At 63.7% G+C, this 12739-nt stretch carries 11 protein-coding genes; 3 read left to right on the top strand and 8 right to left on the bottom strand.

Features of this window, described 5'->3' with window-relative positions:
• Positions 1-23: 23 nt before the first annotated feature.
• The 8 genes from N5096_RS08105 to N5096_RS08070 all read right to left on the bottom strand — a co-directional run bounded on the left by N5096_RS08105 (position 24) and on the right by N5096_RS08070 (position 11411).
• Positions 24-530 (bottom strand): metal-dependent hydrolase, encoded by a 507-nt coding sequence (locus N5096_RS08105; protein ID WP_267663850.1) that lies wholly within the window; start codon positions 528-530, stop codon positions 24-26.
• On the bottom strand, positions 530-1036 hold the full coding sequence (locus N5096_RS08100) for an OB-like fold-containing membrane protein (RefSeq protein ID WP_267663849.1): 507 nt from the start codon (positions 1034-1036) through the stop codon (positions 530-532). Before N5096_RS08100 ends, N5096_RS08105 begins: the two co-directional genes overlap by 1 nt.
• A 123-nt stretch (positions 1037-1159) precedes the next feature.
• A complete protein-coding gene (locus N5096_RS08095; RefSeq protein WP_267663847.1) occupies positions 1160-1597 on the bottom strand; it encodes a metal-dependent transcriptional regulator in 438 nt (145 codons plus the stop codon).
• 43 nt (positions 1598-1640) lie between these two features.
• Positions 1641-2126, bottom strand: coding sequence for a ferritin-like domain-containing protein (locus tag N5096_RS08090; RefSeq protein ID WP_267663846.1), 486 nt, complete (start codon positions 2124-2126; stop codon positions 1641-1643).
• 154 nt (positions 2127-2280) lie between these two features.
• Complete coding sequence (gene sufD / locus N5096_RS08085) at positions 2281-3495, bottom strand: Fe-S cluster assembly protein SufD (RefSeq protein WP_267663845.1); 1215 nt, start codon at positions 3493-3495, stop codon at positions 2281-2283.
• Between the two features lies 1 nt (position 3496).
• On the bottom strand, positions 3497-4927 hold the full coding sequence (gene sufB, locus N5096_RS08080; protein ID WP_267663844.1) for a Fe-S cluster assembly protein SufB: 1431 nt from the start codon (positions 4925-4927) through the stop codon (positions 3497-3499).
• A gap of 52 nt (positions 4928-4979) precedes the next feature.
• The gene (locus N5096_RS08075; RefSeq protein WP_267663843.1) at positions 4980-5927 is read right to left on the bottom strand and encodes an ABC transporter ATP-binding protein; all 948 of its coding nucleotides are present in this window, start codon (positions 5925-5927) and stop codon (positions 4980-4982) included.
• Between the two features lie 135 nt (positions 5928-6062).
• A complete protein-coding gene (locus N5096_RS08070) occupies positions 6063-11411 on the bottom strand; it encodes a DNA polymerase domain-containing protein (RefSeq protein ID WP_267663842.1) in 5349 nt (1782 codons plus the stop codon).
• 102 nt (positions 11412-11513) lie between these two features.
• On the opposite strand from N5096_RS08070, the gene N5096_RS08065 reads away from it, so the two are divergent.
• The 3 genes from N5096_RS08065 to N5096_RS08055 all read left to right on the top strand — a co-directional run bounded on the left by N5096_RS08065 (position 11514) and on the right by N5096_RS08055 (position 12651).
• Entirely contained in the window at positions 11514-11687 is a 174-nt protein-coding gene (locus N5096_RS08065; protein WP_267663841.1) for a DUF7331 family protein, read from the top strand.
• 92 nt (positions 11688-11779) lie between these two features.
• The gene (locus N5096_RS08060; protein ID WP_267663840.1) at positions 11780-12187 is read left to right on the top strand and encodes a DUF7322 domain-containing protein; all 408 of its coding nucleotides are present in this window, start codon (positions 11780-11782) and stop codon (positions 12185-12187) included.
• A 26-nt stretch (positions 12188-12213) separates the two neighbouring features.
• Positions 12214-12651 (top strand): DUF7346 family protein, encoded by a 438-nt coding sequence (locus tag N5096_RS08055; RefSeq protein ID WP_267663839.1) that lies wholly within the window; start codon positions 12214-12216, stop codon positions 12649-12651.
• Positions 12652-12739 lie beyond the last annotated feature (88 nt).

The following is a 12739-nucleotide window of genomic DNA, read 5'->3' as shown; positions in this document are numbered from 1 at the left end:
TCATAACGGGCGTCTCCGGCGTCTCACCTCGCAAGCGTCTCCCGATATCTGTCCGAGACGAACACGACGAACGCGACACAGATCGCGACGAGGACGACCCAGCGGTCCGACGAGACATACCATCCCGGCGTTGGCAAACGCGGGAAGGGGACCGGGAACGCGTATGAACTCGAAATCATATACCCGTCGGCGTATCGCTGCGGTAGATCAATCACCATGTGTGAGAGCGCGCCACCCAGAAGCGACAGAAAGGCGCGCCACCGCTGAGAGCCCGTCCCCAACAGGAATGCACCGATCCCTGACAGCAGTATCACGCCACCGACCGTGTGAATACCCCACCACGCAAAGGGGACCCCGACGAGGTACGTCAGAAGCTCATCTGAGGCGATTAGTTCAATTCGGTTGAGATCCGGGAGGATCGACCCGATCATCGCAACTGCAATCCATCGCTGATCGATCCATCCGGTAAACCAACTCATGACCGTGAATAGAACGTACCCGAAGAGCACGTGTGTGACCCACTCAGCCATCAGGGCTCACCTCGTTTCTCAAACCGGAACGCCCGCCAGTCGGGAGACCAGTACCGGAAGAAGTGGACGATAGCGAGCAGTGCGCCGAAGAGTGATGTCGAGAGTACGTACAGCCAGTCCTCTCTGTTCTTGTAATCGGCGACCACTCGCTCTGCGATAAGCACGGTCGAACCCTGTGTTATAGTTCCGTACGCTTGGATCGATGCCCCTCTCTCGAGACCTGAAACCCCTGATTGAGTCGGCGTTCGGACTGTTATCTCATGTGTCTTCTCTACTTTGTCCGGTTCGGGAACGAACCCATCGAAACTCACGCCGACGACCGTCGTGTCCCGAATCTCCACGACGACCTCTCCCCGCTCTCCGCCGACCGTCTCCACCTCTGCGAAAATGAGCACCTCTCTGCCGTCGTACTGAGCCTGGTCCGCAATTACCTCGTCTGCGTTCGGATACGGTCGGAAATCCGTCGCGGCGTACTGCGCGTTTACCCCACACGTCGCGATGAGCAACAGACCAATAATGACGATACGATACCTCGCTTGCATCCGATATAAGCTAGCTTATAGAACTGTCTGTAATAAATCCACTTCTTTGCGTTACGAACTCTCGTCTGATCGATTCGACGGGCCGTTTTACTCCGACTCGACCGGCGCCATCGCGACTTCCAGGCACGCGCAGGCGTCGGTCTCGGGGTCGAAGCAGTCCGGACACTCCGGCTGCCGGTCGATGATCGTGTCGAGTCGGTCGGCGACGGTGTCGTCGATGACGGCCTCCAGCTCGCGGGCCTCCTCGCGGAACTCCTCGACGCCGAGCACGTTCGCGAGGAAGCGCTCGATGATACAGTACGTCTGGAGCGCGTCCCGCGCCCGAATGATCCCGTCGTCGGTAAGCCGGACCCCCTTGTACTTCTCGTGTTCGGCGAGCCCGCGCTCCTCCAGCTTGCCGATCATCTCGTTCGCGCTCGCCGGGCTCACGTCGAGGGCGTCGGCTATCGATCCCGTTGAGGCCGGGCCGTCCTCCTGCTCCTGTACGACGTATATCGTCTTGAGGTACTGGTCTGCGGTGTTCACGGCTCTCCTCCGTCGGGTCTCGTCGTCGGCTCGATACGCCGGTTCATCGTCGCTCCATGACTTCCGTGACCTCGCTGACGCCCTCGGCCTCCTCCTCGCGGATCGTCCGCAACGTCTCCAGGAGGCGCTCTCGGTCGACCGAAAACTCCGCGTCCGACGCCTCAATGGCCTCGACGAGGTCGTCGTAGAACTTGTAGGCCGTCTCCTCGTTACACAGCTGGTCGTACAAGATCCCATCGAAGTCCTCGGGCTTGGTCCGCCCGTAGCGGGCGTCGACCAGCGACTCGATCTCGTCGAAGGGGACGCTGTCGACCCCGAGCCCGGCGATGAGAGACTCCAACCGCTCGCGGTGGTCGGCCGACTCCTCGGCCGCGTCCGCGAGCAGCGCCTCGATCTCGGCGTCGAGTTCGGCGTCGACGCCCCGGTAGTGGTGATGGGCTCGCGCCTCGACTACCTCCTCTAACACGATCCCGATCTGTAACAGCCGAGCGAGCTGGTCGTCGGAGCCGATCCGCTGGCTCACGCTCACGGCCACCACCCGTCACCGCTCGATACGCCCGTTCGCATACAGTCGCACTCGGGCGTAGTCCGACTTAAGAAGTTCCCCTCCAGCCGGGACTCGTCGCCGCGGAGAAACGAGAGATCCGACGGTCAGCCCTCCGAAGCGGACTCGACGCCGCCGCTTACTGGAGCCGCTGGAGAACGAGCTCCTCGACGTCGTCGCGGAACTCGTCGACCGCGATCTCCTCTAACACGGGCACGAAGAAGCCCTCGACGAGCATGTTCCGCGCCGTGCGGGGGCCGATCGTGCGGCTTTCCAGGTAGAACAGGTCCTCGGCGTCGACCTGCCCGACTGTCGCGGAGTGGGAGGCCTCGGTGTCGTGGTTGTGGATGATCAGCTTCGGCGACGCGTCGGCCTCGGCGTCGTCCGACAGCATCAGCGTGTTCTCACGCTGGTAGCTGGACGTGTTCCACGCGTCCTCGCCGACGTCCTGAACACCCTCGTAGACCGAGCGAGCCACGTCGTCGAGCACCCCGCGCGTGACGAGGTCGGCCGTCGTGTGCTCGGCGCGGTGCCAGATGCGGGCGTTGATGTCGAAGTGCTGGTCTTCGGTGCCGAAGAACGTCCCGACGATCTGGCTCTCGGAGCCGTCGCCTTCGAGTTCGGTCTCGACATCGGAGCGCGTGAGCTTCGAGCCGAAGTTGCTCTCGATCCAGTCGACCGTCGCGTACGCGTCGGTCACGCCGCGCTTCAGCGAGTAGGTGTACGAGTCGTCGTCGAGGTTCTGGAGCGAGCCGAACTGGACGTTCGCGTTCTCGCCCGCGGCGATCTCGACGAGGTTCGAGAAGTACCGGTCGCCGTCGACCTCGCTATCGCCCGACTCGATCGACTCGAGGATCGTCACTGACGACGACTCCTCGGCGACGACGAGTGTCTGGCTGAACAGCGAGCGGGAGTTCATCTCCGCGCGGACCGTCACGTCCTCGACGTCGACGCCCTCGGGGACGTAGACGAACGTGCCGGTGGTAAACAGCGCGACCGACAGGGCCGTGAGGTAGTTGTGCTCGGGATCGAGCACCGAGCCGAAGTTCGCCTCGATGACGTCGCCGTACTCGTCGAACGCCTCGGTGAAGGGGAGGACGACGACCTCGTCGTCGCCGGCCGTCCGCTCCGTGGCGTCGGACTGGTTCAGCGGGTCGACGAGCGCCTCGAAGTCGAGGGCCTCCAGGTCGGTCCAGCGGCGTCCGGGGGTCTGGATGACGTCGGGCAGATCGGCCGTCTCCAGCGCGGCGAGCGCGTTCAGACGGGTCTCGAGGAGCCACTCGGGCTCGTCGCGTTCGTCGGCGATGCGTCGTACCGTGTCCTCTGAGAGGCTCTCGATTGCTTGCGTGCTCATGTTATCCGAGCGAGCCCTCCATCTCGAGCTCGACGAGTCGGTTCAACTCGACGGCGTACTCGATGGGCAGCTCCTCCGTGATGGGCTCGATGAAGCCCGAAACGATCATCTGCTTGGCGTCGTCGTCGTCGAGGCCGCGCGACTGCAGGTAGAAGATGTCCTCGTCGCCGATCTTCCCGACGGTCGCCTCGTGGGCGACGTCGACCTTCGACTCGTTGATCTCCATGTACGGCATCGTGTCCGACGTCGACTCGTTATCGAACATCAGCGCGTCGCACTCGACGGCGGTCGAGGAGTTCTCGGCGCCGTCAGCGATGTGGACGAGCCCGCGGTAGTTCGTGCGGCCGCCGTCCTTCGCGATCGACTTCGACTCGACGGTCGACTTGGTGTCCGGCGCGTTGTGGTACACCTTCGCGCCCGTGTCGATGTCTTGGCCCTCGCCCGCGAAGGCGATGGTGATGTGGTTGTCGGAGGCGCCGCGCCCCTTCAGGATCGTCGAGGGGTACAGCATCGTCGCCTTCGACCCCATCGACCCCGAGATCCACTCCATGCGCCCGCCTTTCTCGGCGATGGCGCGCTTGGTGTTCAGGTTGTACGTGTTCTTCGACCAGTTCTGGACGGTCGAGTACTGGACGTGGGCGTCCTCGTCGACGAACACTTCGACGCCGCCACAGTGGAGGTTGAACTTCGAGTACTTCGGCGCGGAACAGCCCTCGATGTAGTGGACCTCCGAGCCCTCCTCGGCGATGATGAGCGTGTGCTCGAACTGGCCCATCCCCTCGGAGTTCATCCGGAAGTACGCCTGCACCGGCATGTCGACGGTGGTGTTCTCCGGCACGTAGACGAACGAGCCGCCAGACCAGATGGCGCCGTGAAGCGCAGCGAACTTGTTGTCGCTCGGCGGGACGCACTTCGTCATGAAGTGCTCGCGGACGAGCTCTTCGTGCTCCTGAACGGCCTCGTCCATGTTACAGAAGACGACGCCCTTCTCCTCCCACCGCTCCTGCATGTTCTGGTAGACGACCTCCGACTCGTACTGGGCGCCGACGCCGGAGAGCGCGTTCTTCTCGGCCTCCGGGATGCCCAGCTTGTCGAAGGTGTCTTTGATATTGTCCGGCAGCTCCGTCCAGTCGTCGACGCCGGCGCGGACGTCGACGTCGGGTCGGATGTACGGGATGATCTCGTCGACGTCGACCTCGCTCAGGTCCGGCTGCCCGGGCCAGTCGGTCGGCATCGGCATCTCCTGGAACTGCTCGAGCGCGCGCAGGCGGCGCTCCAGCATCCACTCCGGTTCGTCCTTGTCCTCCGAGATGACGCGGACCGTCTCCTCGGTGAGGCCCTTCTCGGTCTGGAAAGCGGACTTCTCCTCTTTCTTGAACTCGAAGCGGGCCTCGGTGTCTGTCTCTTTGAGGTCGTCTTGTTGTGAACTCATGGTAATATGTTACGTGTTCCCCGGTTTATTCTTGTTGCGTGACCATTTGTGGTTACGCCGCCTCGAACGCGTCCTCGCGGACCCAGTCGTACCCCTTGTCCTCGAGCTTCTCGGCGAGCTCCGCGCCGCCGCTCTTGACGACTTCGCCGTCGAGCATCACGTGGACGTGGTCGGGCTCGACATAGTCGAGGATGCGCTGGTAGTGGGTGATCTGGAGGACGCCTGTGCCCTGCTCGTCGCGGAGCGCGTTGATCCCCTTCGCGACGTCCTGGAGCCGGTCGATGTCGAGCCCGGAGTCGATCTCGTCGAGCACTGCGACCGCGGGCTCTAACATCGCGGCCTGCAAGACCTCGTTCTGTTTCTTCTCGCCGCCGGAGAAACCGGCGTTGAGGTAGCGCTGCATGAACTTCTCGTCCATGTCGAGCAGCTCCATCTTCTCCGAGAGGATCTGCTGGAACTCGGCGACGCCGATTTCGCCGTCGTCGGCGGCACCCTCCATCGGGGACGTCTCGTACCCCTCGTCGTCGTCGTCCGTGTCGGCCTCCTCGGCGTCGTCGTCCGCGTCGGCCTCCTCGGCGTCCTCGTCCTCGAACAGCTCCTCGCGCTCGTCCGCCTTCGCGTTGAGCGCCTGTCGGAGGAAGTTCGTCATGGTGACCCCTTCGATCTCGGCCGGGTACTGGAAGCCCAGGAAGATGCCGAGCGCGGCGCGCTCATTCGGCTCCAGCTCCAGCAGCTCCCAGTGGTAGTCTTCGTCGTCGAGGTCGACGTCGACGTCGGCGACCTCCGCCTCGTCGAGGTGGAGGAGGATCTCCCCGCCGGTGACATCGTACGCCGGGTGGCCGGCGATGACCTTCGCGAGCGTCGACTTCCCGGAGCCGTTCGGGCCCATCAGCGCGTGGATGTCTCCGGACTCGACGGTCAGGTCGACTCCCTGCAGAATGCGTTCGCCGCCCTCTTCCGCCACTCGTGCGTGAAGATCGTTGATTTCGAGAGTAGCCATATGTATTCTCGTTTGCCTCGTGGTTCAGTAGTAGTGGTTGAGGAGGTTAATGGTTACGCATCTCCCCGTCAAAACTCTCGAAGCCGTCAAGAAATTTTTCGACGATCGAAAACTGCTTTCTCTGGTGCGAGTCTCTTACATAAACGAACCGAGTCCAGTCTGTTCCTGTCCGGTCTTGACTTCCTCCCAAGACATCCCGAGCGCCTCGATCACGCGCTCGATGGGGCCTTTCAGCGTCTTGTCCAGCATCTTCTCCCAGTCGACCGCGAACTCGTCGGGGACTTGGTCGGCGTACTCGAAGCAGATCACGTCCGGATCGCGCTTGAACTCCCCGTACAGGTGGTCCCGCTGCGGGTCGAGCCCCTCCTCTTCTTCCATCCGTGTCCAGAAGTCGGGGTGGACCTTCTCGATGTACAGCCGCTTCGGCTTCGACCCGCTCCCGAAGTTGGTCCCGAGCAGGAGGTTCGCGTACTTCGCGCCCCGGACCTGCGCGGTCGGGGTCTCGTAGGCGTCCAGCTTCTTGCCGATCCCGCCCGGGATCCCGATCTCGTCGAGATCCATGTCGCCGTCGAGCACGCGCGCAATGACGTCGACGAGGTACGCCTTCACCTCTTCCATGTCCTCGTCGATGTCGTCGCCCGTGACGATCGTCTCGATGACGTTCTGCTGGACCTCCTTCGTGATGCCGGCGATGTCGGAGCGCTTGTACTCGAAGCCGGTGATGTCGATATCGTCGACGTCCTTGCCCTCTTTCCAGATAATGTGGCCGGCGTACCGCTTCTTTTTGCCGGCCTGGAAGAACCGCCGATAGAGCTTCTCGAACTCGATCTGGAAGCGGTGGAACTCGGCGTTGAGCTCGTCGCGCGCGAAGTCGTCGTAGCGCTCGTTGATGTGGTCCTCTATCTCGAAGGAGGTCTCGATCGCCTCCTCTTTGTCCGCCTCTTGGCCGAGGGACAGCATGACTGAATCGGTGTTGTGGAGAACGACTCCGCCGACGCCGTCGACGAAGTTCTCGTTCTCTGCGACGCTGAGATCGTACACGTACCCGTCGTGATCCACCTCCTCGACTACTGGATCCCGTCCGCTCCGGTAGTAATCACACGTTCGAATCGTGTAGCTTTCTTTGCCTTCCCTGTATTTCAGCGAGTGTTTCTCCCCGCGCTGGGTGAGAAGCGTCGAGAGGCCCGCCGCGAGTTCTCGGCTCGTCGTCTCGAAGTCGAAGTTTCGCTCGCAGTACTCGGCCGAGTACCGTGGGAATTCGCGTGAGCCGTCGCCCTCTACGAGTACGTCGACGAAGAGCTGTTGGAGATCTTCGGGGAGATTGAACACGAACCCCGGAATACGCTTCCCACGCGACGTTTGCCCAGCGAACTCACGGAAGAACACCGCAGAGAGTTCGTTCATCATCTGGAGCTTGTGGGTGCCGTCGTCGTACGTTACCGACTGATCCCCGTCGTCGGTTCCGTACTCGACGGTCCGCTCGTCGGACGTGTCCGACGTGATGACGCCCGCGGTCGCCCCGTCAAACAGACGCTGGTAGTCCTCGCGAAGCCCTTCCAGCCACTCCGTTCTGGATTCGGCGATACTCGCGCCGAACTTGGAATCGGTCGTTTCGATCGTCGAGGCACTCCCCTCAGTAACGTACGCGCCGAGCAACCGCACGAGCGCCCGTCCGTCTTCGGAGTCCAAATCGACGTATCGCTGTACCTTGATGCTCTTCTCTATCGCATCGTGATGCCTGTGGCCGAACCAGACCCAGTCGTCGTTTGCGTGGACTCGCTTCACCTTCGTCTCCGCGTTCTCGCTGCCGACGCTTCGACCGTCTTCGTACTCGCGCGTGTACCCCTCTAACACGTCGTACACGTCGATCCTCTCCACCGTTTCGACCTCGGGGAGACCGGGTACCCGAAGCGGCTCTTCGACGTCTTCCGGCTTCGTTTCGACGAGGCTGCCGTTTTCTTCGACGACGTACGAATGGTCTCTGGTCGTCGTGGACTCACCGAACTTATGCTGGAGGTTGACGACCGGCTCATCGGTCTCGTGCCGGATCACCTGCTCGATCGGCTGCCACTCCGGTTCACCGTCCTCGGTCACCGAAAGCGCCTTCCACCCGTCAACGCGACCCCGTTCCTTCTCGACCGACACCGAAGCGACAGGCCCGCCGTCGGCGGTAACAATCAGATCCCCGCTCGCAGTCGCGTCCGAGCGCTCGAAGAGATCGGCAATCGGCAAGATTCGAACGATACCCTCGGGATCGCGCACGACGACGGGTCTGTCGCCCGTGACGCTGTCGCCGTACGCAACGTCGTGGCCGAGCTCATTTGCGGCCTCCTCGGTGAAGTCGATAACTTCTCGACCGGTCGCTGTGACGGCTGCTGCGCCCTCTTTGTCGTAGAGCCGGAACCGATCCCACCCCGTAACGCCGTAGAGTGATTGCCCGACAAACTGGAACTTCCCGTTCCGTCCCGCGAGGAGCGTGTGATTATCTTCGACGGTCACGCAGTAGACTCCGTCTTCGGCCTCGCTCCGCGTTCCGCTCCGATGCATCCGAAGCGTGTTCTTCGCGTCTTCCGTGACGTAAATCCGCCAGCTCCCGCTGTCGTGGTTATAGTTCGCGGTGAGCCCGAGGTGGGCACACAGTCGAAGCACGTCGTCCCGTAACTCCTCGCTCGACGTCGTGTACCGCCACGATCCGGTCTGTCGGTCTCCGTCGCCGTCGATCAGCGTTTCCAAGAACGCGCGCTTCTGTGTCGCGTTCGCCTGGAAGACCCGATCCGGGATCCGCTTCTCGAAGCTCCCGTCACCACAGCGGTCTCGAAGGAGATTCCCGAGCAACTCCGACGTGAACTGATAGCTTCGGTCGTCGACGTAGTAGTGTATCCCCATCCGATCGAGTAGTTGGCCGATCGTCTCGTGGTCGGAAGCGCCGCCGTCGGCGACGGCGTCCTGTGCGATCTTCACCGTCGTCGCGGAGCCACGAAAATTGTCTCCGAACCGCTTCTCCTTGGACGTGTACACGTTTCCTTCTGTGACGTACCACGCGAGCAGTTCGAGGAAGTCGTCGCCGTCGTAGGTCCGTGGAACCCACTTCCGGTCGGACTCGCGGTGGACGTAGCTCGTCTCACACACCGACTCGACGTACTCGCGGTGTTCCTCAAACTCCTCGGCGGTGAAGACGTAACCGGTCTGCCCGAGATCAGCCTTCGGGACGCGCCGCGGCGTCCAGCCGAGCTCGGCGGTGAACGTGTGACCGTGGACTTCCGGACGGACCCACACCTCGTACTCCCCGTCGATCAGCTCCGTTAAGTCTACTTCATCGATCCGCTCCCCTGCGGGACCGTCCCAATCGTGTGGAAGTTCGTAGTTCGTTGCGCGGTCGAGATCACCAGCCTCGACGAAACTGTACCCGTCTTCGGTGATCCCGTTCGTCTCGTTTTTCCGGACGAGCATCCGGTGATTCGGCGTCACGCGGAAGTCGGTCTCCGACGTCTCGATGTCGACGAGTTTGCCGCGGTATTCCGGATACGCGTGGGTCTCCTCGACGGGCTTGACTTCCATCTCCTCGGAGTCCGGATCGAGCGAGTACACCTCGTCGCCGACGTCGAGCCCTGTGATCGACCGCACCCCGGTCGGCGTCAACACGTCCGTGTCCGGCGTGAAGCAGTTCATAATAACCTTGACAGCTCCCTGCTGACGGTCGTACTGCTCGTACGGCTCGGTGCCGGGGTCGTGGTCGTTCCGGAGCGCCTTCTTCTCCTCGCGTTCGGAGAGCAGTTCGTCGACCATCTCGCGCATGATTCCGTCCGGCTCCTTCCGGAAGTGCGTCCCGTTGGGCGCGACGTACGTCTCGTCGTCGTACTCCGCGGGGTCGACTTTCGTCTCCGGGCCGGCGTTGATGGTTACCATGCACATCGGGTAGAGACTTTTCAAGTCTTGGACAGTTACCATCTCCTTGACGCCGGTGATGGGGTCGAAGACGGCGCCACCCTCGAACTCCTCGGACTCCTGTTGGCCCTTGGTGGGGAGCGCGAACTTCCCGAACGCCTTGTGGAGGACGTACATGTCGACGGTGTCGCCGGGGGTCGGCGCGTCCTCGATCTTGCAGCCGACGAAGGTGCGCACCTCGTCCCAGAAGGCGATCACGTCCTGCTTCCGGTCGATCTCGACGCACAGCTCCACGTCGCGGATGCTGTACTCCAGCAAGCGCTCGGGGTCCTGCTCCCAGAGGTCGCCGATGTCGCCCGTGTAGCGCTCCTTGCCGACGCCGAGCTCGCGCTCCCCGACGGCGTCGAGCCGGTACGACTCCAGCTCGGTGAACATCGTCCGCTTGTAGGCGTACAGCAGGTCGAAGACGACCCGCCCCTTCACGTCCGGGCCGCCCCAGCCGGAGCGCCACACCTCACCGATGCGGGAGAGCCGGTCGACGGAGAGATCGTACTGACTCCCGTCGTCGAGTAACTCCATCCGATCGAGGAGGTACGGTGCGTCGAAATCTTCGAAATTCCACCCCGTCATAAGATCTACGTCGGTTTCCTGGATGTACTCGACGAACGCGTCGAGCATCGCGGCCTCCTCCTCGAACGTGCGCACCCTAAAATCGAGCTCCTCGGCGTCCCCCACGATCCCTTCGTAGTCGGGCAGGTCCTCGGGCGGCGGCACCTCGGCCTCGGGGGCGTCGTACAGCCAGACGACGTACTCGTCGTCGTAGGAGTCGTGACTGGTGAGACAGATGATCGGCTCCTCGCCGTCCTCGGGGAAGCCGCGCCGGTCGTCCACCTCGATGTCGAAGGTGTTCACGCGCATCTCGGCGTCGACCTCGGTCGGTTCGAGCATCCCCTCGTGGACCTGTATCGTTCCCTCCCCGTCGTCGAGGCGCCGCTCCTCGACGCGGATTCCGCCGTTGATCCCGTTGTCGATCAGGAAGCGGTTCGGGAAGAGGATGTCCGCCTCGAAGCTCGTCTCGAAGTCGTCGCGGATGTTCCCCACGTCGCGGGGCGTTCGGGTGACGATCCGGGTGAGCGGCTCGCCGCGGATGCTCTCGTACGGCTCGCCGTCCGGACCTCCCTCTCGAGTCCCGATCACCACGTCGTACGCCTCGACCGGGTCGCGGTCGAGGTCGGCCGTGGGGACGTAGAAGTACGGCTCGACGCCGAGCACGCGGAGGTGTTCGACGACGTCGTGTTCGGCGTCTTCGACGTTCTCCGCCGGCCGCCGGCCGAACACGTGGACGACGGGGTACTCGTCGCTGCCGTACCCCTCGACGGCGTAGTCGATCTGGGTGATCATCAGGTCGACGGTCCCGGTCGACTCCGGGAACTTCGCCTCGTCGACGTCGACGACGTCGCTGACCCGCCCCCGTCCGCCGCCGGCGACGACGGCCGCCTCCTGCGCGGCGAGGTCCTCCCGTTCGGTTTCTGTGCCGCCGTCTCTCCCGTCGTCCGCGTCACCGGTCGACGAGAAGTCCGACAGCCCCGACTGAGTCATACCCGTCTTTCGGCGGCACCCGGCTAAAAAACTCGGCTTTCGGGTTCGGCGAGGAGTCCCGGCACGGAAAGGCATTTAATGTGTGATGACTTACCACGGTCTATGTCTTCGAACCCACGTTCGGAATCCCAGGCGGCTCGCCCGGCCGGTCGCGACGCGGTCGACGCCGAGGTGGAGGTGTACGAGGACGACGGGAACGTGGTGTTGTTCGACGCCGCGAACCCCCTCGCGTGGGTCGAAGCGAGCCGAACGGTCCGGCTCGCCGACGCGCTCTGAGTCGACGGGCTCCTTCCGTCGGAGACGAACCTCCAGCGCGTCCCTCGAGCCGGGGCGGAACCCCTTTCCACCGTGCCCGCGTAGGACCGCACGTGTTCAGCCTCGACGAGGACGACGAGGGCGAGGTCTCCTTCGGCGAGAGCTCCGACGCCGAGCGGGAGATGACCCCGGAGGTCCCGAAGGCGCCCTCGGTGAAGACGTTCGACGACGGCGGCGACTTCGAGGGCGCGAGCGACGTCGACTCCGGTACGCTTCGGGCGTTCGTCGTCGCCGTCATCTACGCCAACGCCGCGGTCCTCCTTGTCGCGCTCGGCCCGATGGTGTGGTTCTTCGAGGGGTGGTCGCGAATCGGGCCGATCCTCCTCGTCGCCGGGCTCCTCGCCGGCGTTCGGACCTATCAGACGTACCGGGCTTGGAAGCGCTCGCGGGACGAGGCGCCCCCGGACGAGCCCGGTGCGGCCGGCGGCGACGCCGACCCTGACGCGCCCCCGGAAACGTAATGTTTCGCGGACACGCTTTCTCACCCATGCAGACGGTCCGCGACGCTGACGGCGACACGTACCTCCTCGTGAAGCGCTCCGCGGAGTCGAGCCGGGTCCGAGACCCGGCCACGGGTGAGGAACGCTACGTCGACAACGACGAGCTCCGAGTCGTCGACGGGGAGTCACCGCTCGCGACCGCGGCCTCCGGGGTCCCCGAGCCGCTCCGCCGGACGATACGCGCGGTCCACGACGACCGGTCGCTCGGGCTGCTCGCGGTCGTCGCCGACGACGGGCCGCTCTCCGTCGTCGAACTGCTCGACACGGCCGACATGTGCGAGTCCGACCTCCACGGAGCGGTCACCGAACTCCGCGCGGCCGGCCTGATCAGCGAGGTCGACGTCGCGGGGCGGCGCGGCTACGAGGCGACCTCGGTCGCGGTCGACGCGCTGGGGCTGTTGCGGGACGGATCGCAGGACGAGTAACCTATTTATAAGCGCGACCCGCGGCGGCTCGCGGCTGTTCGCGTCCGTGTCCTCGATCGGTCGAGCGTACGCCTCGCCCCTCTCCAGC

Source organism: Halorubrum yunnanense, from assembly GCF_026586675.1.
Lineage (GTDB): Archaea > Halobacteriota > Halobacteria > Halobacteriales > Haloferacaceae > Halorubrum > Halorubrum yunnanense.
The sequence above is the reverse complement of the archived record's forward strand: the minus strand, read 5'-3'. Positions and strand labels throughout refer to the sequence as shown.